This window comes from Modicisalibacter sp. MOD 31.J, assembly GCF_020147985.1.
Classification (GTDB): Bacteria; Pseudomonadota; Gammaproteobacteria; order Pseudomonadales; family Halomonadaceae; genus Modicisalibacter; species Modicisalibacter coralii.
Genome location: NZ_JAGXFF010000001.1, coordinates 461,021 through 481,447 on the forward strand (window position 1 = coordinate 461,021; position 20,427 = coordinate 481,447).

Below are 20,427 nucleotides of genomic sequence, written 5' to 3' on the forward strand. Positions count from 1 at the left end.
CAGGCCCGTCTGCCTTTGGCGGGCACGGCGGCGTGCCCGGGGATCAGTCCGATTCGGGGCGTATCGCGGTGTAGAAGCAGCGCACGCTGGGTTCGCCATCGAGCAGCGCCGCGCTGCCTTCCTTGAACGGGGCGTAGTGGGGCATCTGTTTGTGGTGCTCGTAGGCGGCGCGGTCGCGATAGACCTCGTGCAGCACGACATGCTCGCCGCCGCCCTCCGGCGTCAGCACGTCGAAGGTCAGGCAGCCTTCCTCGTTGGCCAGCGATTCGCTGGCGTCGTTGTGTGCCAGGGCCAGAAAGGCCGGTACCTGGCCGGGCTTGATGCGGAATTCGGCAATGACCACGAAGCGTGTGCTATCGGTCATGATGACCTCCCTGTCGGTCGCTGGACGGATGTCGCACGCACCAGTGTACGTTCAACCCCGGGCCTCTGCCGAGGGCGATCGGCCCGGGGCCATGACACACGACGGCCGCCGTCTGGCGACGGCGGCCGTCGTTGTGCAGGAACGCGGCAAGTGTCGGCGCCGGGGTCAGTGGCGGTCGGCGTCCGGAGCGTCCGGGGCGCTGCGTGGCGAGGCGTCGTCGATATTCAGCATCTCCTCGAGGTCGTGGAGCACGTGGCGGAAGTTGCCGACCATCTGGTCATAGCGGCCGAAGTCATGGTCGCAGTTGTCACAGAAGACGTGATACTGGCCCTCACGACCCGGCGGGAAACGCTTCTCGCGGCTGCCGCATTCCGGGCATTCGGGACCTGTGGGTGCTTTCATGTCGGCCTTCTCCTCTTGCGATGTAGTCAAAATTGCGTCGGCAATGTCCCTGTTGCCGCTTTCGTCTAATGACCAGTATGTCGGGTCGTTGTCCGTTTCTTCAACTCTGCGGTCGGCCATGTCACGCAATCGGGAAATTCGGGCGGCACCAGGCGCGGCAGGCGCCGCTCGAGCAGCCGTGCGGCATCCATCACCCGCATGTCGTCGAAACGCGCCGCGACCAGGTGCAGGCCGACCGGCAGGCCGCCGTCGTCGAGGCCGCAGGGCAGCGACGCCGCCGGCTGCTGGGTGAGGTTGAACGGGTAGCTGAACGGCGTCCAGTCCATCCATTGTCGGTAGCGACCGCCCTCGGGCACGTTGCTGCCGACGGCGAAGGGCGCGATCGGCAGCGTCGGCGTCACCAGCAGGTCGTAGTGGCGATGGAACTCGGCCAGTTGCGCGGTCAGCGCGGCGCGCGCCTCGTCGGCGCCCTGGTAGTCGCTCAGCGAGATGCGCGCCCCGCGTTCGGCGATGGCCCGCAGGCCCGGGTCGAGGCGCTCGCGCTGGGCGTCGTCCAGGCCGCTGACCAGCCGCGCGGCGCCGGCGAACCACAGGGTGTTGAAGGTCGCCTGGGGGTCGGTGAAGCCGGGGTCGATCTCCGTCACCTCGGCGCCCAGGTCGCGCAGCACGGCGACGGCGTCATCCACCACCCGGGCGATGTCCGGCGCGACCTCGACATAGCCCAGGTCGCGGCTGTAGGCGATCCGCCAGCCCCGCAGGTCGTCCGGGGGGGAGCGGCGCCAGTCGAAGGGGCAGGGCGGGCCGGCGTAACCGTCACGCGGATCGGGCCGGGCGATCGCCGTCATCATCAGCGCGGCGTCCTCGGCAGTACGGGTCATCGGGCCGAGGTGCGAGAGCGTGGTCATGGCACTGGCCGGCCACTGCGGCACCCAGCCGAAGGTCGGCTTGAAGCCGAAGGTACCGGTAAAGGCGCAGGGAATGCGGATCGAGCCGCCGGCGTCGCTGCCCTGGTGGAGCAGGCCCAGGTTGAGCGCCGCGGCGGCGCCGGCCCCGCCGGACGAGCCGCCCGGTGTCAGGCGCGGATTCCAGGGGTTGCGGGTGATGCCGTGGAGGGGATTGTCGGTCACCCCCTTCCAGCCGAACTCCGGTGAGGTGGTCTTGCCGAGCAGCACGCAGCCGGCCTCGCGCAGGCGGGCGGCGAACGGGGCGTCGGTGTCCCAGGGTCCGGCCGCCGAGGTGGTCGCGGAGCCCTTGCGGGTGGGCATGCCGCGGGTCGGGGTCAGGTCCTTGATGGTCACCGGGATGCCGTCGAGCGGGCCCAGCGGCGTGCCGCGTCGATAGCGCACCTCGGCGGCGCGGGCGGCCTCCAGCGCGCCGTCGGCGTCGACGTGACAGAAGGCGTTGATGGTGGGGTTGTGGCGTTCGATGCGCGCCAGGCAGTCACGTGCCAGCGCCACCGGCGAGATCTCGCCGGCGGCCAGCAGGGCCCCGGCATCGACGGCGCTCAGGCCGGCCAGGTCGGTGTCGGTCATGATCAGGCATCCTCGCCGGGCCGACCGGCCAGTTCGAGGGTGGCATGCAGCAGCACGTCGGCGCCGGCGGCCACGTCCTCGGGGCTGGCGTATTCGGCCTCGTTGTGGCTGATGCCCTTCTCGCAGGGAATGAAGATCATCGCGGTCGGCGCCACGCCGGCGACGAGCACGGCGTCGTGCCCGGCGCCGCTGACGATGTCGCGGTGGGCGTGGCCGCCCGCCTGCGCCGCCCGGCGTACCGCGTCGATGCACGCGGTATCGAAATGCTGCGGCGGGTTGTTCGCGGTCTGGGTGACGGCGAGTTCCAGGCCACCCTCGGTGGCGATCCGTTCCAGGGTCCGGCGGAACTCGGCGACCATGGCGTCGAGCACCTCGCCGTCGCTGTGGCGCAGGTCGACGCTGAGGGTGACCTCGCCGGGGATCACGTTGCGCGAGTTGGGCCGTACCTGGCAGGCGCCGACGGTGCCGCGGCCGTCGGGCTGGTGGGCCATGGCGATGGCGTCGACGGCCTCGATCACGCGGGTGGCGCCGAGCAGCGCATTGCGGCGCAGGTGCATCGGCGTCGAACCGGAGTGGGCGGCCATGCCGGTCAGCGTGACGTCGAACCATTGGATGCCCAGCGCGCCGGTGACCACGCCGATGGTGTCGCCCTCGTCCTCGAGGATCGGCCCCTGCTCGATGTGCGCCTCGAGGTAGCCGGCGAAGCGGGCCGGTCGGTGGGCGTCGTCACCGACGTAGCCGATCGCCTCGAGCGCCTCGCCGGCACTGATGCCCTCGGCATCGCGCCGCGCCAGGGCGTCGTCGAGGGACAACTGGCCGACGAAGACGCCGGAGCCCATCATGCAGGGCGAGAAGCGGCAGCCCTCCTCGTTGGTCCAGGAGACCAGCTCCAGCGGCCGCTGGGTCTCGATGCCCTGGGCATTCAGCGTGCGGATCACTTCCAGCGCCGCCAGCACGCCGAAGCAGCCGTCGAACTTGCCGCCGGTGGGCTGGGTGTCGATATGGCTGCCGATCACCACCGGGTCGGCCGTGTCGTCGCGCCCCGGGCGCCGCGCGAAGAGGTTGCCGATGGCATCGAAGCGGACCGTCAGACCTTCCGCCTCGCACCAGCGGGTCAGCAGTTCACGACCCTGGCGGTCGAGATCGGTCAGCGCCTGGCGGTTGCAGCCCCCCTTGGGGGTGGCGCCGATGGTGGCCAGCTCCATCAGGGTCTGCCATAGCCGCTCGCCGTCGATGGTCAGTCGGGTCGCTTGGGATGAGGAAGTGGGGGTCATGGTCTTGTCCTTGTTGATGAGGATCGTGTTGCGGGGCGGCGGCGTTCAGGCGCTCAGCGCCAGAAAGCGGTCGCGGATCGCGGGGTCGTCGCGGAACGCCTGGGCGCTGCCGTGATAGACCACCCGGCCCTGTTCGAGCACATAGTGGCGGTCGGCGAGCTGTTCGCAGACCCGCAGGTTCTGTTCGACCAGCAGCACCGGCAGCCCCAGGTCGCGGATCTCCTTGAGGATGCGCACGATCTCGTCGACGATCACTGGCGCGAGCCCCTCGGTGGGTTCGTCGAGCAGCAGGATGCGCGGGTCGTTGATCAATGCCCGGGCGATGGCGAGCATCTGCTGTTCGCCCCCCGAGAGGGCGTTGCCGCCGTTGCGGCGCCGCTCCTCGAGGCGCGGGAAGAGGCGATAGATGTCGGCGAGTTGCCAGCGGCTGCTGCGTCGGGCGGCGATCTTGAGGTTTTCCTCGACGCTGAGCAGGCCGAAGATCCCGCGATGTTCCGGCACCAGGGCGACCCCCTGCCGGGCGATGCGGAATGGCTCCTGGCCGTTGATGACGCGCCCGTCGAAACGCACCGATCCGCGCCGTGGCGGCACCAGGCCGACGATGCTCTTGAGGGTGGTGGTCTTGCCGGCACCGTTGCGCCCCAGCAGGGTGACCAGCTCGCCGGCCTCGACCTTGAGCGAGACGCCTTCGAGCACATGGCTCTTGTCGTAGTAGCTGTGGATGTCGTCGACCTCGAGCATCAGGCGGCCTCCCCCAGGTAGGCGGTGCGCACCCGCTCGTCCTCGCGCACCGCTTGTGGCGTTCCCTCGACCAGGATCCGGCCGCGGTTCATGACGGTGATGGTGTCGCTGATCGACATCACGATGCTCATGTTGTGCTCGATCAACAGCACGGTATGGTCGCGCCCCAGCTCGGCGATCAGCCGGGTCATGGTGGGAATGTCGTCGACCCCCATGCCCGAGGTCGGTTCGTCGAGCAGCAGCAGGCGGGGCCGCGCGCACATCGCCATGCCCACCTCCAGAATGCGTTGCTGGCCATGTGACAGGGTGCCGGCGGGCAGCTCGGCGCGTGCGGTGAGCGCCAGGCGTTCGAGCATCTCGTCGGCGGTGGCGGCATGGCGGCGGTGGCCGTCCAGGCGCCGCCAGAAGTCCAGCGCCCGCCAGCCGGCGGTGCCCTGGGCGGCCAGGCGCAGGTTCTCGCGAACGCTCAGGTTCTGGAACAGGCTGGTGATCTGGAACGAGCGCGCCATGCCCAGCGCCACCCGGCCATGGGCGGGGCGGCGGGTGATGTCGCGACCGTCGAACAGGATGCGCCCGCCACTGACGCGGCGCTCGCCGGTCAGGCAGTGGAACAGGCTGGTCTTGCCGGCGCCGTTGGGGCCGATGACGGTGTGGATGGTCCCGGGTCGGATACGCAGCCCGACCCCGTCGACGGCGCGGAAGGCCCCGTAGGCCAGTGTCAGGTCGCGGGTTTCCAGCAATGGCGTGGTCATGCGTCCTCCTGCGTCGTGCGAGCGGCGCCGGCGCGCCGGCGCCCCAGGGCTTCGAGGCCGCCCCACAGGCCGCCGCGCATGAACATCACCACGGCGATCAAGGCCACGCCGAGCAGCAGCATCCAGCGTGGCCAGAGGGCGGAGAGCAGGTCGCCGAGCATCACGATGGCACCGGCACCCAGCAGCGAGCCGAACAGCGACCCGGTGCCGCCGATGATGGTCATGATCAGGATCTGCTCGGACATCGGCAGCTCGATGTTCGACAGCGGCGCGAAGTTGAGCAGCATGGCGTAGAGCGCCCCGGCGAGCCCGGTGACGGCGCCCGACAGCGTGAAGGCGAGGATCTTGAAGTGGCGGGTGTCGTAGCCCACGGCGGCGGCGCGCGCCTCGTTCTCGCGAATGGCCAGCAGGGTACTGCCGAAGGCCGAGTCGATGACCCGACGCGCCCCCAGGTAGAGGAGCACGAACAGCACCGCCACCAGGCCGTAGAAGGCCAGCGGCGACGCGAGGTCGAACAGGGTGACGCCGCCGATGGCCACGGGGGGCCGCGGGACGTCGAGCAGGCCGTTGTCGCCGCCCGTCCAGTCGCTCAGGGTATAGGCGATGAAGTAGGCCATCTGGGTCAGCGCCAGGGTCAGCATCACGAAGTAGATCCCCTTGCGGCGAATCGCCAGGGCGCCGACCAGCAGCGCCAGCAGCCCCCCGGCGGCGACCGCCAGCAGCAGCGCCGTGAACAAGCCGGCCTGCCAGTGGATCATGGCCAGGGCCGCCACGTAGGCGCCGCTGCCGAAGAAGATCGCCTGGCCGAAGGAGAGCAGGCCGGTGTAGCCGAGCAGCAGATTGCAGCCCAGCACGGCCATGGCGAAGATCAGGATCTCGCAGGCCAGGGTGGCCGACGGCACCACCAGCGGCAGGGCGATGACCACCGCGAACATGGCCAGGGTCGTCGCCGCCGGGCGCCGCCGGGGTGTGGCGGCGTGGCGATCGCCGCCACGCGCCGGTGTCGTGAGCTTGGGGGTCATCTCAGGCCCTCCCGAACAGGCCGTAGGGCCGCAGCAGGATCACCACGGCCATCGCGGCATAGATCATCAGGCTCGATCCCTGTGGCCACAGGCTGGCCATCAGGCTCTGTACCACGCCCACCATCAGGCCGGCGGCCAGGGCGCCGCCGAACGAGCCCATGCCGCCGATCACCACCACCACGAATGCCACGCCGAGGATCTCGGGGCCGAGGAAGGGATTGGCACCGCGCAGCGGCGCGGAGAGCACGCCGGCCAGCCCGGCCAGTGCCACGCCCAGGGCGAAGGTGATCGAGAACAGGCGGAAGATATTGGTGCCGAGCAGCGACACCGTCTCGGTGGATTCGCTGCCGGCGCGCACCAGGGCGCCGAAGCGGGTGCGTTCCAGCAGCAGCCACAGGGCCACCGCCACCAGGGCGGCGAAGCCGATCAGGAACAGCCGGTACTGCGGGTAGGCGAAGTCGCCCAGCCGCACGATGCCGCGCAGCAGGTCCGGCGTCGGCACGCTCTTGCCCACCGGGCCCCAGAGCATGATCGAGACTTCCTGAATGATCAGCGCAATGCCCAGGGTGACCAGGATCTGGAAGGTGTGCGGCAGATGGTAGATGCGGCGGATCAGGCTGCGCTCCAGCAGCCAGGCCAGCAGCCCCACCACCAGCGGCGCGACCAGCAGCGACAGCCAGAAGTTGCCGGTCAGGGTGACCGTGGTGTAGCAGAGGTACGAGCCGAGCAGGAAGAAGGCGCCGTGGGCGAAGTTGACGAAGTTGAGCAGGCCGAAGATCAGGGTCAGACCGACCGAGATCAAAAAATAGATCATCCCCAGCCCCAGCCCGTTCAGGATCTGGAAGAGATAGACGTTGAGCATGGTGGCACCTCGCCGGGAGCGGAAGGGGTTGACGCCAGGCCGCGGGGACGACATGTGTCACCCCCGCGGCAGCGGTCACATCTGGCAGCCGCTCTTCTCCGGCGGCAGGAATGACTGGCCGGAACTGACGACGTCGGCGTAATCGCTGGCGTCGGTCATCTCGACGGCGCCCTTGCCTTCGAGCAGGTAGTAGTCCTTGAGCACCTGGTGGTCGGCGGCGCGAATCGTCTCCTCGCCGGTGGGGCCCTGGTAGGTGCGCCCCTCGAGGGCGTGGATCAGTGTCTCGCCCTGGGTCGCGCCGCTGTCGGCCACCGCCTGCAGCAGGGTCTTGGTCATGGTGTAGTCGGCGGCCAGCGGGTAGTTGGGGGTGATGCCGTAGGCGTCCTCGACCTTCTTCACCAGCTCACGGTTGGCGGGGGTGTCGACCTCATGCCAGTACTGGGCACCGAAATAGATCCCGTCGATGTTGTCGTTGCCCAGCTCCTGCAGCTGCTCCAGGCCGGACGACCAGACCATGATGATGTCCATCTGCTGGTCGAGCCCGAAGTTGATCGCCTGGCGCAGGGCATTCGAGGATTGCGAGCCGAAGTTGAGCAGCACCAGGACGTCTGGGCTGGCGGCCATGGCATTGGTCAGATAGCCCGAGAACTCCTGCTCCTGCAGCGAGTGGTAGCTGTTGCCGACGTGCTCCACGCCCTTGTCGGCGAAGACCTGCTTGGCGTTGCGCAGCAGCGCCTCGCCGAACACGTACTGGGGGGTGATGGTATAGAAACGCTTGGCGTCCGGGTGGCTGTCGATGTAGGGCACCAGGGTCTGCTGGATCGCCCCATAGGTGGGCACCGACCAGCGGAAGGTGGCGGGGTTGCACTCGCTGCCGGTGATCTCGTCGGCGCCGGCCGGGGTCATGAAGACCCCGCCGGCGTCGTTGACTTCCTTGCCCACCGCCAGTGCGGTGGAGGAGAGCGTCGCGCCATTGAACAGGCGTGCGCCGTCCTGCTCGATCGCTTCCTGGACCTTGCGCACGGCACGTCCGGCATTGCCCTCGGTGTCGATGGAGACATAGTCGATCTGGCGCCCCAGCTTGGCGGACATTTCCTCGACCGCCAGCTTGGAGCCCATCTCGGCGTACTTGCCGTAGCTGGCATTGCCGCCGGAGAGGGACTTGACCCCGTAGACGGTGATCGGGGTCGCGTCCTGGGCCTGGCTCGGGCCCGCCGCCAGGCCGAGGGTGACGGCCAGCAGGGTGGTGGGAAGCCACCTGATGGAAAACCGGTTGGTGGAAAACAGCGTATCGCGTCGCATCATGAACCTCGCAATGATTGTCGTTGTCGTTGCAGCGATTGGCCGGGGGCGGATGCCTAGCCCGGGATCGGTAACCCCTGGCGGGGATTGACCAGGAACTGGTCGGCGACCTGGCCCTCGAGGGCCGTCATGTGGTGCTCGGCATCGCACATGTGGTCGTGCATCAACTCGCGTACCCGCAGGACGTCCCGTTCGCGCAGGGCCGCGACCAGCTCGACGTGGTAGTCGATGTTGGCCTGGTCGAACTGCTTGCGTTCCGGCTTGTAGGCCTTCTTGAGCACCACCAGGTCGCGCAGCAGATCGTTGAGGAAACCGCACAGGAAGCGCAGCAGGGGATTGGGGCAGGCGCGCGCCAGGATGTTGTGGAACTCGAGTTCCAGCATGCGATGGTGGCGATGGCCTTCGTCGCCGTCGTGAGGCTGCCGACAATGCTCGATGTTGGCTTCCAGGGCGACGAAGTCCTCGGTGGAAAGATGACCGATGACCGAGACGGCCATCTCGACCTCGGCCAGGCGTCGCAACTGATAGACCTGACCGCCATCGAGGTGCTGGAAATGCAGGAAGTTGCGCAGGGCCCGGCTGGCGGGGTCGGTAGTGGGGGCCTTGATGAAGGCGCCCCCGCCGGGGCCGGTCTTCAGCGTGACCAGGCCCTCCACCTCGAGCACCTTGAGGGTCTCGCGAATGGTCGCCTTGGCGCAGCCGTAATGGGTCATCAGCGCCTTTTCGTTGGGCAGCCGGTCGCCCGGCTGCAACTGGGCGGTGACGATCTCGCGCTTGATGTCTTCGCCGATGAGGTCGGCCAGCTTGCGACGGCGCGTCGGTTCCGCGGTCATGGAGTGCCTGTCTTTGTATTTATGCGAATAAATATATTTATTGGATCAAAAAGACCGGCGCGTCAAGGTGGCATCCTGCGGGGTATCGAAAAGGGGCGGTCGCGCCGTGCACCCGGATGGTGCCGGTGGCGGCGCCGAGATTGCCTCGGGCGTCACCAAGGCCTTGTGCGGGAACGGCAAGTTCACCGGAGGCGGGCGCTGCGTGGCGGTGCGCCGATGGCGTGACTGCACCAGGGCGATGAGACGCGGGGATTTTCGATAGCGTGAAGCTTTCAGAGTGGTCCGATCGATGAATGTATTTTTGAGCGGCGCTGCCGCGAGGTCGCGCTGCGTCGTGACGCACCATGCATTACCATGGGCGGCCCCATGCCACCCCGCACGACGCCTGCCATGACCTCCGATGCCGCGACAACGTCTCCGACACCGCCGACGCTGCGTCCCTACCAGCGCCAGGCCGTGGCCCGGGTGGTCGAGCACTTCCGCGCCGGCGACGAACCGGCGGTGGTGGTGTTGCCCACCGGCAGCGGCAAGTCGCTGGTGATCGCCGAGCTGGCGCGCCTGGCGCGGGGGCGGGTGCTGGTGCTGGCCCACGTGCGCGAACTGGTCGAGCAGAATCACGCCAAGTACCGGGCCTACGGTCTCGAGGCCGACATCTTCAGCGCCGGGTTGGGCCGCAAGGAGGCCCAGCGCCAGGTGGTGTTCGGCTCGGTGCAGTCGGTGGTGCGCAACCTCGAGGCCTTCGGCGGCGGCGATTTCACGCTGCTGGTGATCGACGAGTGTCACCGTGTCTCGCCGGACGAGGACGCCAGCTACCGGCGAGTGATCGCGCACTTCCGGGCCGCCAATCCGCGCCTCAAGGTACTGGGCCTGACCGCCACGCCGTATCGCCTGGGCCAGGGCTTCATCTACCATCGCCATCACCACGGCATGGTGCGTGGCGAGGCGGACTGCTTCTTCCGCGATTGCGTGTTCGAGCAGCCGCTGCGACTGATGGTCAAGCAGGGCTTTCTGGCCGAACCGCGGCGCATCGATGCCGCCGTCGACCGTTACGACTTCTCGCGGCTGACGCCCAATTCGCGGGGCGTCTTCGCCGATGAGGACCTCAATCGCGTGGTCTGCGGTCACCGGGCGACGCCGACGATCATCGCCGAGATCGTCGAGCGCGCCCGCGAACGGCGCGGGGTGATGATCTTCGCCGCCACCGTGGCCCACGCCGAGGAGATCCTGGGGTACCTGCCCGCCGCCGAGGCGGCGCTGGTCACCGGCGCCACCCCCTCGCGGGAACGCACGCACACTATCGAGGCCTTCAAGGCCGGGCAGCTCAAGTACCTGGTCAACGTCGCGGTGCTGACCACCGGCTTCGACGCCCCCCACGTCGACCTGATCGCCATCCTGCGGCCCACCGAGTCGGTAAGCCTCTACCAGCAGATCGTCGGTCGCGGCCTGCGCCTGGCGCCGGGCAAGACGGATTGCCTGATCCTCGATTACGCCGGCAACCCCTGGGATCTCTACGCGCCGGAGGTGGGCGCGCCACGCCCCGATTCCGACGCCGAGCCGGTGCAGGTCGAGTGCCCCTCCTGCGGTCACGCCAACCTGTTCTGGGGCAAGCGCGACGGCGATATCGTCATCGAGCACTTCGGGCGGCGCTGCCAGGGGCTCGTCGAGGATGACCGTGAGCGGCGAGGCGCGGCGTCGGGCGCCGGTAGACAGCAGTGCACCTTCCGCTTTCGCTTCAAGACCTGCGAGCAGTGCGGCGCCGAGAACGACATCGCCGCGCGGGCCTGCCACGGCTGCGGCGAACGGCTGGTCGACCCCGACGACAAGCTCAAGCAGGCACTGCGCCTCAAGGACGCGCGGGTGCTGCGGGTCGCCGGCATGCAACTGGCCGCCACCGTCAACGGGCGCGGGCTGGCGCGGCTCAAGGTGACCTATCACGACGAGGATGGCGTGACTCTCGACGAGTGGTTCGCCCTGGAGACGCCGGCCCAGCGGCGTGCCTTCGCCGCGGCCTTCCTGCGCCGCCATCTGCGGGCGCCGGGGGCGAACTGGGAGCCGGCATCGCCCGAGGCGGTGATCGCCGGCGAACACCGCCTCAAGGCCCCGGACTTCGTGGTCGGCAGGCGCGTGGGCCGTTACTGGCAGGTACGCGAGAAGCTCTTCGACTACACGGGGCGCTATCGCAAGGCCGACGCGGCGGGGTGACACGCCGGTGGCAGGCACGCTCGACGAGGGTGTTTCCGGCCCGCGGCGTTGGTAGACTGGCGGATTCGACGAGCGAGTAGTGTGGGCACGCGCCGATGGACACGCAGCAGGGCAACGACATGACACCGGCCTCGGCCGGCAGTTTCGGTGCGGTCATGGCCCTGGTCGCCGGCGAGCCGCTGCACGAGCTGCCGGAGGATCTCTACATCCCGCCCGAGGCCTTGCGGGTCTTCCTCGAGACCTTCGAGGGCCCGCTGGACCTGCTGCTCTATCTGATTCGCCGCCAGAACCTCGACATCCTGTCGATCGACGTGGCGGCGATCACCCACCAGTACATCGAATACGTCGAACTGATGAAGGCGCTGGAGATCGACCTGGCCGGCGAGTACCTGCTGATGGCCGCGATGCTCGCCGAGATCAAGTCGCGCACCCTGCTGCCACGCCCGCCCAAGGGCGACGCCGAGGACGACGAGGAGGACCCGCGTGCCGAGCTGATCCGCCGCCTGCAGGAATACGAGCGGCTCAAGCTCGCCGCCGAATCCCTCGACGAGCTGCCGCGCCAGGGGCGCGACTGGTTCCCCGCCCAGGCCGCCCTGCCGTCGCTGGAGACCCGCGTCGTGCACCCCGACGTCGAGCTCGACGAACTGCTCCACGCGCTCTCGGGGATCCTCAAGCGTGCCGAGCTCAACCAGGCGCACACCATCAGTCGCGAGGTACTTTCCACCCGCGAGCGCATGCTGCGGATCATGGATCGGCTGGCCGACGACCGCTTCGTCACCTTCGAGTCGCTGTTCACCCTCGAGGAGGGCCGCGCCGGGGTGGTGGTGACCTTCATGGCGATCCTCGAACTGGCCAAGGAGGCGATGATCGAGATCGTCCAGAATGCACCGCTGTCGCCGATTCACGTGCGCGCCCGCCAGACCGCGGGCGGCGAGGAAGAGCGTCTCGACGACGAAGGCGGCGAGAGCGCCTTCGAGGAGGAGTCCTGATGGCCGGCGCGAGACTCGACGAGATCCTCGAGGCGGCATTGCTCGCCGCCGGCGAGCCGTTGTCGCTGGACCGCCTCGAGGGGCTCTTCGATGCCCACGAGTGCCCACCGCGTCGCGATCTGCGCGACGCGCTCGGCGTGCTCGAGACGCGACTCGAGAGTTCCGCGCTGGAGCTGATCGAATCCGCCTCGGGGTATCAGATGCGCATCCGTCAGCGCCTGTCGCCGTGGGTCTCGCGGCTTTGGGACGAACGTCCGCAGCGCTATTCGCGGGCGCTGCTCGAGACGCTCGCGCTGATCGCCTATCGTCAGCCGGTGACCCGCGGCGACATCGAGGAGGTGCGCGGGGTGTCGGTGAGCGGCTCGATCATGCGCACTCTCGGCGAGCGTGGCTGGATCCGCGTGGTCGGCCATCGCGACGTGCCCGGGCGCCCGGCGGTCTATGCCACGACCCGCCAGTTTCTCGACGACTTCGGCCTCAAGACCCTCGATGCGCTGCCGCCCATGCACGAACTGCAGGGCTTCGCCTTCGCCGAGGAGACGGCCGCTGAATCGCCGGATACCGAGGTGCCGGCCAGCCCAGGAGGCGATGGCGATGTGCCGGAGACCGCCGGCTCGGACTATGCTGGTGACGAGGGGGGCGAGGCCGAGTCCGTCGACGACGGCGAGACACCCGAGACAGCGTCGGATGCCGCAGGTACCATGCACGACCCGACGGCCGGGATGGCCGACGAAACGACACACGCCGGGACGGCGTCCGCGCGGCCGGGACTGAGCTTCGCCGATCTCGAAGCCCGCCTGGCCGATCGCGCCCGCCGGCGCGACGGCAGCGCCCACGAGGGCGATGCCGACGACGGCGACAGCGCGGAACACTCTTCAAACGAGACCTCATCCGATTCATGAACAGCACCACCGAGAAACTCCAGAAGGTCCTCGCACGCGCCGGGCTGGGCTCGCGCCGCGAAATGGAAACGGCGATCAGCGCCGGGCGCGTCAAGGTCAACGGCGAGGTCGCCAAGCTCGGCGACCGCGTCGAGGTTCGCGACCGGGTGAGCGTCGACGACAACCCGGTCAACCTGCGCGCCGACGCCGACGTGTCGCGCCGGGTGATCATGTACAACAAGCCCGAGGGCGAGCTGTGCACGCGCAAGGACCCGGAAGGGCGCCACACCGTCTTCGAGCGCCTGCCACGGCTCAAGGGCGAGCGCTGGATCGCCATCGGCCGGCTCGACATCAATACCAGCGGTCTGCTGCTGTTCACCACCGACGGCGAACTGGCCAATCGCCTGATGCATCCCTCGACCCAGATCGAGCGCGAATACGCCGTGCGGGTGATGGGCCAGGTCCAGCGCGAGCACGTCGTCAACATGGTCGAGGGCGTGATGCTCGAGGACGGCCCGGCGCGCTTCACCGACGTCCAGGAGTTCGGCGGTGAAGGCATCAATACCTGGTTCCACGTGGTGATCATGGAGGGCCGCAACCGCGAGGTGCGTCGGCTGTGGGAATCCCAGGGGCTGACGGTGAGCCGCCTCAAGCGCGTGCGCTACGGCAACATCTTCCTCGACAAGCGCGCCAAGGCCGGCGAGTGGGTCGAGCTCAGCCAGGAAGAGATCGACGACCTGTCGACGATGGCCGGACTCGAGCCGCGCAAGGTGCCCAGCCTGACCCCCGACGAGCAGAACCGCTGGAGTCGCGACAAGCGCAAGCGCCGCCCGGTGCGTGCCATGCGCAAGCCGAAATCGCCCACCCGGCGCTGAGGGGGCGTCTTGCGCGGCGATGCCCTCTGAGGATTGCCGTGGCGGGCGTCACGCGCCCGCCTGCCTGCCCGCCATGATCGCCGGCTGGCGCCGGCTTCACCCCCTGAAGCGCCGCGTCCGATACGCCACGATCCCCCGCTCGACGAGCCCGGTGAGGGCGGCGCTGCTGCGGCGGGCGAGCGGCGTGCACAGCACCCAGGGCAACAGCAGCAGGGCGATGGACAGCGAGCCGACGAGAACGTCGCTCAGCCAGTGCGCGCCGACCATGATGCGCGGGGTGACGGCACAGACCACCAGGATCAGGCTGGCGATGCGGGTGACGCGGTCGCCGAAGCTGAGCATGAAGCCGGCGAAGATCATCGCCATGATGCCGTGATCGCCCGGAAAGCTGTTGCCCGCCTGGTCCTTGGTGGCGAAGTGCACGAAGCGTGAGACCAGGCTGGCGTCGGGAAAGGCCACCGTCGGGCTGGGATGGGCATAGGGCACCAGGTGGCGGACGAACTCGTTGATCAGCGCGGCGGTGACCAGCATGGTGAGGCCGATGCCCAGCCAGCGCCGCCAGCCGCCCTGGCGGTCGCGCTTGCTGGCCCAGGCCATGATCGCCAGCATGGCGAGCATGATCAGGGCGTCGTACTTGCGGTTGTTGAGGGCGGCGAGCACCGCGTCCCAGTGCGGATTGCCGGCGTTGATGGTGTGGTTGAAGAACCAGAAGACGCCATCGTCGAGGTGCGTCCAGAGCGTGAACCCGGGCAGCGCCCAGCTCAGCAGCAGGCCGATGCCCAGGGCGTTGAGCAGCAGGATGCGATTGATCGACATGGTTGGCACCTCGGAGCGCAGTGATGGCCGCCTGATAGATATAGAACAGCGTTTCTTAACGTTTTATCAGGTCTCCCGTTCGATGGCTAATGATTTTGTCGACGGGGTCGGGGGCGGTGTCAGGCCGGCTGCGTCGCTCGCTGGCCGTTAGGCGCTGAATCGGCTAAGAAAAGCCTTGCCACGACGTCTCGCTGAAAGTATTATGTGCGCCCTGTCGGACGGGTCGTTAGCTCAGTTGGTAGAGCAGTTGGCTTTTAACCAATTGGTCGTAGGTTCGAATCCTACACGACCCACCATCCGCGCCCGGCTTCGGGTGGCGGTTCCGACGATCCGGCGGCGGGTCGTTAGCTCAGTTGGTAGAGCAGTTGGCTTTTAACCAATTGGTCGTAGGTTCGAATCCTACACGACCCACCACTCTCGCCGCCTTGACGCCTTCGGGTGTCTCAAGGGTCGTTAGCTCAGTTGGTAGAGCAGTTGGCTTTTAACCAATTGGTCGTAGGTTCGAATCCTACACGACCCACCAGAATTGCGAATCGACGCCCCGGCAGCCGTGCTGTCGGGGCGTTTTCGTGTGTGTCGTCGGGGATCGTTCGTCGCTGGAAGTTGCCTCGAGGATGACGAGAAGGGCTGGGCAGCGTGACGGCCGCGCAGTACCATGGTCGTTTCAGGTGTGTCGTGCGACGGAGTCGATCGTCGGCGGCACTTCCGGTGAACGCAGGGGGAGCCCCTGCCTGTCGCAGTGGTAGACACGATGACAACCATGACTTCCCGCGCTCTCGTCCGAGAGCATCTGACGCGTACCTATTGCCCGACGCGGATCGCCGCCGAGGACGAGGCGCGCATCGACGAGATCAAGCACCTGCTCGAGCAGCGCGATGCGGTGCTGGTCGCTCACTACTATACCGACGATGCCATCCAGGAGCTTGCCGAGGAGACCGGCGGCTGCGTGGCCGACTCGCTGGAGATGGCGCGCTTCGGCGCCCGCCATCCGGCCTCGACCCTGGTGGTCGCCGGGGTGCGCTTCATGGGCGAGACGGCCAAGATCCTCTCGCCCGAGAAGCGTGTGCTGATGCCCACGCTCGAGGCGACCTGCTCGCTGGACATCGGCTGCCCGGCGGACGAATTCAGCGCCTTCTGCGATCAGCATCCCGAGCGCACCGTGGTGGTCTATGCCAATACCTCGGCGGCGGTCAAGGCGCGCGCCGACTGGGTGGTGACCTCGTCGATCGCGGTGGACGTGATCGAGCACCTGCATGCCCGCGGCGAGAAGATCCTCTGGGCCCCGGACAAGCACCTCGGCGGCTACATCCGCGACAAGACCGGCGCCGACATGCTGCTGTGGGACGGCGCCTGCATCGTCCACGACGAGTTCAAGGCCAAGGGCATCACCGACCTCAAGGCGCTCTACCCGGACGCCGCGGTGCTGGTGCACCCGGAATCGCCGGCGTCGGTGGTCGAGATCGCCGACGTGGTGGGTTCCACCTCGCAACTGATCAGTGCCGCCCGCGAGCTGCCCCAGCAGCGCCTGGTGGTCGCCACCGACCGAGGCATCTTCTTCAAGATGCAGCAGGCGGTGCCCGACAAGACGCTGTTCGAGGCACCCACCGCCGGCAACGGCGCGACCTGCAAGAGCTGCGCGCATTGTCCGTGGATGGCCATGAACGCCCTGGACAACCTGGCCGATTCGCTGCGCGATGCCACCGGCGAGGTGTTCGTCGATGCCGCGCTGCGCGAGCAGGCCCTCAAGCCGCTGGAACGGATGCTCAACTTCAAGGGGTAGGCTCGGGTAAGAGCGAAGAGCGAAGAGGTAAGAGGTAAGAGGTAAGAGGTAAGAGGTAAGAGGTAAGAGGTAAGAGGTAAGAGCGAAGATCTCAGAAAAAGCCCCCGCCAAATTCAGCAGGGGCTTTTTTGCGTTTGCAAGGTGGTAAGCCTCGTCTTCCGTCTTCCGTCTTCCGTCTTCCGTCTTCCGTCTTCCATCTTCCATCTTCCGTCTCGTCAGAACTGCTGCAGCGCTTCCCGATACCCCAGATAGTCCTTGCGGCGTTCCTGGATACGGCTGGCCATGCCGAAGTCGCCTTCCTGCTTGGCGTTGTCCTCGGCGATGTCGAGCTGCTTGATGGCGCGATCGATGTGCCCGGTGAGCTGCAGTTCCTCGGCGCGGGCCAGCAAGCCCCAGCTCTTGTGGCCGCTGCGTCCCGCCGCCTCGGCGAGCAGGTCGAAGACCTGCGGGTCCTCGGCGTGATCGCGGCTCATGTCGCGCAGCACCTGGAAGGCCTGTGCCGGCGCGCGCTGCAGCAGCACCCGGGCGCGGATCAGTTGCGCCGGATAGTAGTCGGGCGTCAGGCGCAGGATCTCCTCGGCGCGGGCCAGGGCGTCGTCGCGGCGACCGGCGTCGAGGGCGATCTCGGCGGCACTGGCGGGGATCAGGGTGAGGTCGGGCTTCTGGGCCGCGAGCCGGTCGAGGGCCTGCAGGGCGGCATCGGTGCGGTTGCGATGGGCGTCGGTGAGCGCCTCGAGATAGGCCGTCGCGGCCGGCGGGGCGTCGTCCTGGCGCAACTGGGTCATCGCCTGGGCCGGATCGTCGGCGTTCTCGTCGAGCAGCGCGCGGGCGCGGATCATGTCGTACGCCGTGCTGTCGTCGGGTGTCTCGGGGGAGGGCAACTGGTCGGCGCGGGCCTGGGTATCGCTGATGCGCGACTGGGTGACCGGGTGGGTGAGCAGGAATTCCGGCGGGTTGCCACCCTGCAGGCTGGTCAGGCGCTGCATGGCACGGAACATCGCCGGCATCGCCTGGGGGTCGAAGCCGGCGTCGGCCATGGCCTGCAGCCCGACGCGATCGGCCTCCTGCTCGAAACGCCGCGAGTAGGCCAACTGGTCCTGGATGAAGGCCGCCTGCGAACCGACCATGGCCGCCATGCCGGCATTGCCGGCACCCCCCGCGGCGAGCACCATGCCGGCCAGCATCGCCGCCATGGTGGGCATCTGGGTTTCCTGGACGCGTTCCATGCGTCGCGCGAAGTGGTTCTGGGCGAGGTGGCCGAGTTCGTGGGCGAGCACCGAGGCGAAGGCGTCCTCGTCGGGAGCGAAGGCGAACAGCCCTTCGTTGACGCCGATCACCCCGCCGGGCACGGCGAAGGCGTTGAGCAGGCGGCTGTCGACCAGCGTCACCGTCCAGTCCAGGCCGCCGACGTGACTATAGGGCAGCAGGCGCGAGACCAGCGATTCGACGTAGTGCTGGGCGATCGGGTCCTGCCAGGTTTGGGTCTGGGCACGGAACTGGCGCAGCCAGGCGCGGCCCATGCGAAACTCGTCGCCGGCCGAGATGCCGGCGGCGTCGCCGCCCAGCGAAGGAAGGCCGTCATCGTCCAGTGCCTGGGCCGGCGTCGTCAGCGGCACGAAGGCCAATAGTCCCGCAACCAGCGTTGTCGTCACTACCCGCAGCATGGCGTTCCTCGTCATCGTCGCGCGTCCCTGTCCGACATTGATTCGGGGGGCAAAGTGCCTTTAAATCGAGGCGGTTTTTTCGATCATTGTCCCGGGAGTCCGCATGGGCCTGCAACCGAATGATGAGCTGGACGCGCGTGGTCTGCACTGTCCGCTGCCCCTGCTGAAGGCCAAGCAGGCGCTGTCGCGCCTGGACGCCGGGCAGACGCTGCACGTCACCGCCACCGATCCCGGCTCATGGCGCGACTTCGAGTCGTTCGCCGCGCAGGGCGTGCATTGCCTCGTCGAGCGCGAGGCGCGCGACGGTGAGTATCACTACTGGATTCGCAAGGGCGGTAGCGGCGCATGAGCATGAAAGCGGTCTTCAAGACCTGGTTCGAACGCTACTTCTCCGACGAGGAAGCGGTCGTCCTGCTGCTGGTGCTGATCCTCGGTTTCGCCGCGGTGATCTGGCTGGGCAAGATGCTCGCGCCGTTCTTCACCGCGCTGATCCTGGCCTTCCTGCTGCAGGGCGTGGTCGCCTGGCTCGAGCGCCGTGGCCTGCCGCGGCTGCTGTCGGTACTGCTGGTGTTCCTGGTGTTTCTCGGCGCGGTGCTGGCGCTGGCGCTGATCGTCATGCCGCTGGTGTGGAACCAGCTGGTCGATCTGGTCCAGGAGACGCCGCGCATGTTCGCCAGCGTACAGACCCTGCTCGACGACATGCAGGCGCGCTATCCCACGGTGATCACCCCCGAGCAGATCAACGGCTGGATCGCCACCGCGGGGCGCGAGGCGACCCAGTTCGGCCAGCGCGCGCTGACCTTTTCGCTGGCCTCGCTGGGCAACCTGCTGGGCTTGATCATCTACCTGGTGCTGGTGCCGATCCTGGTGTTCTTCCTGCTCAAGGATCGCGAGGTGCTGACCCGGTTCACGCTGTCGCTGCTGCCGCAGAAACGCACCCTGATGGCCCGCATCTGGTACGAGATGAACGATCAGATCGCCAACTACGTGCGCGGCAAGGCGATCGAGATCGCCATCGTCGGCGGCGCGGCGTTCATCACCTTCTGGTGGTTCGGGTTGCCCTATTCGGCGCTGCTGGGACTGGTCGTCGGGCTGTCGGTGCTGGTGCCCTACATCGGCGCGGCGGTGGCGACCATCCCGGTGGCCGCGGTGGCCGGTTTCCACTTCGGGCTGGGCGAGCAGTTCGTCTACGTGGTGGTGGCCTACGGGGTGCTTCAGGCGCTGGACGGCAACGTACTGGTCCCGGTGCTGTTCTCCGAGGCGGTCAACCTGCATCCGGTGTCGATCATTCTCGCCGTGCTGTTCTTCGGCGGCATCTGGGGCTTCTGGGGGGTGTTCTTCGCGATTCCGCTGGCCACGCTGCTCAAGGCGCTGGTGCGGGCCTGGCCGCGCAGCGTGGCGTTGCAGGACCAGCCGTTGCATCAGGTCGATCTGCAGGACTGAACGAGGCCTCGACGCGGCCGTCTTGGGGGGCGATCAGATCGCCCCCAGGCCGAGCTGAACGCCGAGCAGCAGGAAGGCCGTGGCAAAGCCCCAGCGAATGCCCCGCATCACCGCCGGCTTGCCGATCACGTGATCGCGAACCCAGGCCGCCAGCAGCCCGTAGCCGATGAAGACGACCAGCGTCATGCCCGCGAAGACCAGGCCGAGCAGGAAGAAGGTGGCCTGCGCCCGCTCGGCGTTGGCCGGCACGAACTGGGGAAGGAAGGCGACGAAGAAGAGCCCCAGCTTGGGGTTCAGCAGGTTGAGCCACAGGCCCATGCCCAGCAGTCGACCCGGGCTGCGGGGCCGGCGATCGGCGTCGACGGCCAGCACGCCGTCATCGCGCAGCACCTACCAGGCCATGAAGAGCAGATAGAGCGTCCCGGCGATCTGCACCGCGCGAAAGACGCCGCTGCTGGTCGCGTAGAGGGTCGCCAGCCCCAGGGTGGCGAGCATCAGCTGCGGCACGATGCCCAGCGTACAGCCCAGGGCGGCGAGAACGGCCGCGCGCCCCCCGAGCCCCAGCCCCGTGGCCAGGGTATACAAGACGCCGGTGCCGGGGAGCAACACCACGATCAGGGCGGTCAGCAGAAAGTCGCCAGGCATGTCGATGTCCCGTGTCGTGAGGCGGATGCGAGAGGCTTTGAGGGCTCG

General features: G+C 68.0%; 19 protein-coding genes, 3 tRNA genes and 1 pseudogene. 10 read left to right on the top strand and 13 right to left on the bottom strand.

All coding sequences use genetic code 11. The features are described 5' to 3' along the window. Window positions 1–43: 43 nt before the first annotated feature. The 10 genes from KGR00_RS02090 to KGR00_RS02135 form a co-directional block, all read right to left on the bottom strand. On the bottom strand, window positions 44–364 hold the full coding sequence (locus tag KGR00_RS02090) for a putative quinol monooxygenase (RefSeq protein ID WP_224417855.1): 321 nt from the start codon (window positions 362–364) through the stop codon (window positions 44–46). 165 nt (window positions 365–529) lie between these two features. Then, window positions 530–766 (bottom strand): transposase, encoded by a 237-nt coding sequence (locus KGR00_RS02095; protein ID WP_224417854.1) that lies wholly within the window; start codon window positions 764–766, stop codon window positions 530–532. A gap of 65 nt (window positions 767–831) precedes the next feature. Then, window positions 832–2,298, bottom strand: a complete 1,467-nt coding sequence (locus KGR00_RS02100; RefSeq protein ID WP_224417853.1) for an amidase — start codon at window positions 2,296–2,298, stop codon at window positions 832–834. Between the two features lie 2 nt (window positions 2,299–2,300). Further along, window positions 2,301–3,572, bottom strand: coding sequence for a Zn-dependent hydrolase (locus KGR00_RS02105; RefSeq protein WP_224417852.1), 1,272 nt, complete (start codon window positions 3,570–3,572; stop codon window positions 2,301–2,303). Between the two features lie 45 nt (window positions 3,573–3,617). Further along, window positions 3,618–4,313, bottom strand: a complete 696-nt coding sequence (locus KGR00_RS02110; RefSeq protein ID WP_224417851.1) for an ABC transporter ATP-binding protein — start codon at window positions 4,311–4,313, stop codon at window positions 3,618–3,620. Then, entirely contained in the window at window positions 4,313–5,065 is a 753-nt protein-coding gene (locus KGR00_RS02115; RefSeq protein WP_224417850.1) for an ABC transporter ATP-binding protein, read from the bottom strand. Before KGR00_RS02115 ends, KGR00_RS02110 begins: the two co-directional genes overlap by 1 nt. Then, window positions 5,062–6,087 carry a branched-chain amino acid ABC transporter permease gene (locus KGR00_RS02120; RefSeq protein WP_224417849.1) on the bottom strand — a complete coding sequence of 342 codons (1,026 nt, stop codon included), beginning with the start codon at window positions 6,085–6,087 and terminating at the stop codon, window positions 5,062–5,064. Before KGR00_RS02120 ends, KGR00_RS02115 begins: the two co-directional genes overlap by 4 nt. Before the next feature lies 1 nt (window position 6,088). Continuing rightward, complete coding sequence (locus KGR00_RS02125) at window positions 6,089–6,949, bottom strand: branched-chain amino acid ABC transporter permease (RefSeq protein ID WP_224417848.1); 861 nt, start codon at window positions 6,947–6,949, stop codon at window positions 6,089–6,091. 75 nt (window positions 6,950–7,024) lie between these two features. Beyond that, complete coding sequence (locus KGR00_RS02130) at window positions 7,025–8,254, bottom strand: ABC transporter substrate-binding protein (protein ID WP_224417847.1); 1,230 nt, start codon at window positions 8,252–8,254, stop codon at window positions 7,025–7,027. 53 nt (window positions 8,255–8,307) lie between these two features. Next, the gene (locus tag KGR00_RS02135) at window positions 8,308–9,084 is read right to left on the bottom strand and encodes an FCD domain-containing protein (RefSeq protein ID WP_224417846.1); all 777 of its coding nucleotides are present in this window, start codon (window positions 9,082–9,084) and stop codon (window positions 8,308–8,310) included. Between the two features lie 390 nt (window positions 9,085–9,474). Here KGR00_RS02135 and KGR00_RS02140 point away from each other — a divergent pair, with 390 nt between their 5' ends. The 4 genes from KGR00_RS02140 to rluB all read left to right on the top strand — a co-directional run bounded on the left by KGR00_RS02140 (window position 9,475) and on the right by rluB (window position 14,031). Further along, window positions 9,475–11,286 (top strand): DEAD/DEAH box helicase, encoded by a 1,812-nt coding sequence (locus KGR00_RS02140; RefSeq protein ID WP_224417845.1) that lies wholly within the window; start codon window positions 9,475–9,477, stop codon window positions 11,284–11,286. Window positions 11,287–11,405: 119 nt separating this feature from the next. Further along, complete coding sequence (locus KGR00_RS02145) at window positions 11,406–12,275, top strand: ScpA family protein (protein WP_224419819.1); 870 nt, start codon at window positions 11,406–11,408, stop codon at window positions 12,273–12,275. Then, window positions 12,275–13,177 (top strand): SMC-Scp complex subunit ScpB, encoded by a 903-nt coding sequence (gene scpB / locus KGR00_RS02150; RefSeq protein WP_224417844.1) that lies wholly within the window; start codon window positions 12,275–12,277, stop codon window positions 13,175–13,177. Before KGR00_RS02145 ends, scpB begins: the two co-directional genes overlap by 1 nt. Beyond that, window positions 13,174–14,031: a 23S rRNA pseudouridine(2605) synthase RluB gene (rluB, locus tag KGR00_RS02155; RefSeq protein WP_224417843.1), complete on the top strand. Its 858-nt coding sequence runs from the start codon at window positions 13,174–13,176 to the stop codon at window positions 14,029–14,031. The genes scpB and rluB overlap by 4 nt, the downstream gene beginning before the upstream one ends. Before the next feature lie 96 nt (window positions 14,032–14,127). Here the strand turns inward: rluB and KGR00_RS02160 are convergent, their stop codons facing one another. Further along, complete coding sequence (locus tag KGR00_RS02160; RefSeq protein WP_224417842.1) at window positions 14,128–14,847, bottom strand: phosphatase PAP2 family protein; 720 nt, start codon at window positions 14,845–14,847, stop codon at window positions 14,128–14,130. A 220-nt stretch (window positions 14,848–15,067) separates the two neighbouring features. Between KGR00_RS02160 and KGR00_RS02165 the strand changes: the two genes are divergently transcribed. From KGR00_RS02165 to nadA, 4 genes are all read left to right on the top strand, one after another. After that, window positions 15,068–15,143: transfer RNA gene (locus KGR00_RS02165), tRNA-Lys, on the top strand. Window positions 15,144–15,185: 42 nt separating this feature from the next. Further along, a tRNA-Lys gene (locus KGR00_RS02170) sits at window positions 15,186–15,261 on the top strand. 33 nt (window positions 15,262–15,294) lie between these two features. After that, a tRNA-Lys gene (locus KGR00_RS02175) sits at window positions 15,295–15,370 on the top strand. Window positions 15,371–15,607: 237 nt separating this feature from the next. Next, a complete protein-coding gene (nadA, locus tag KGR00_RS02180) occupies window positions 15,608–16,627 on the top strand; it encodes a quinolinate synthase NadA (protein ID WP_224417841.1) in 1,020 nt (339 codons plus the stop codon). 215 nt (window positions 16,628–16,842) lie between these two features. Here the strand turns inward: nadA and KGR00_RS02185 are convergent, their stop codons facing one another. Next, window positions 16,843–18,306, bottom strand: coding sequence for a M48 family metalloprotease (locus KGR00_RS02185; protein WP_224417840.1), 1,464 nt, complete (start codon window positions 18,304–18,306; stop codon window positions 16,843–16,845). A gap of 88 nt (window positions 18,307–18,394) precedes the next feature. Here KGR00_RS02185 and KGR00_RS02190 point away from each other — a divergent pair, with 88 nt between their 5' ends. Together KGR00_RS02190 and KGR00_RS02195 are read left to right on the top strand one after the other, a co-directional pair. Further along, window positions 18,395–18,640, top strand: a complete 246-nt coding sequence (locus tag KGR00_RS02190) for a sulfurtransferase TusA family protein (protein ID WP_224417839.1) — start codon at window positions 18,395–18,397, stop codon at window positions 18,638–18,640. Further along, window positions 18,637–19,734, top strand: coding sequence for an AI-2E family transporter (locus KGR00_RS02195; RefSeq protein WP_224417838.1), 1,098 nt, complete (start codon window positions 18,637–18,639; stop codon window positions 19,732–19,734). The genes KGR00_RS02190 and KGR00_RS02195 overlap by 4 nt, the downstream gene beginning before the upstream one ends. Before the next feature lie 33 nt (window positions 19,735–19,767). On the opposite strand, the pseudogene KGR00_RS02200 reads toward KGR00_RS02195, so the two are convergent. Then, a pseudogene (locus tag KGR00_RS02200) lies at window positions 19,768–20,379 on the bottom strand (LysE family translocator). Window positions 20,380–20,427 lie beyond the last annotated feature (48 nt).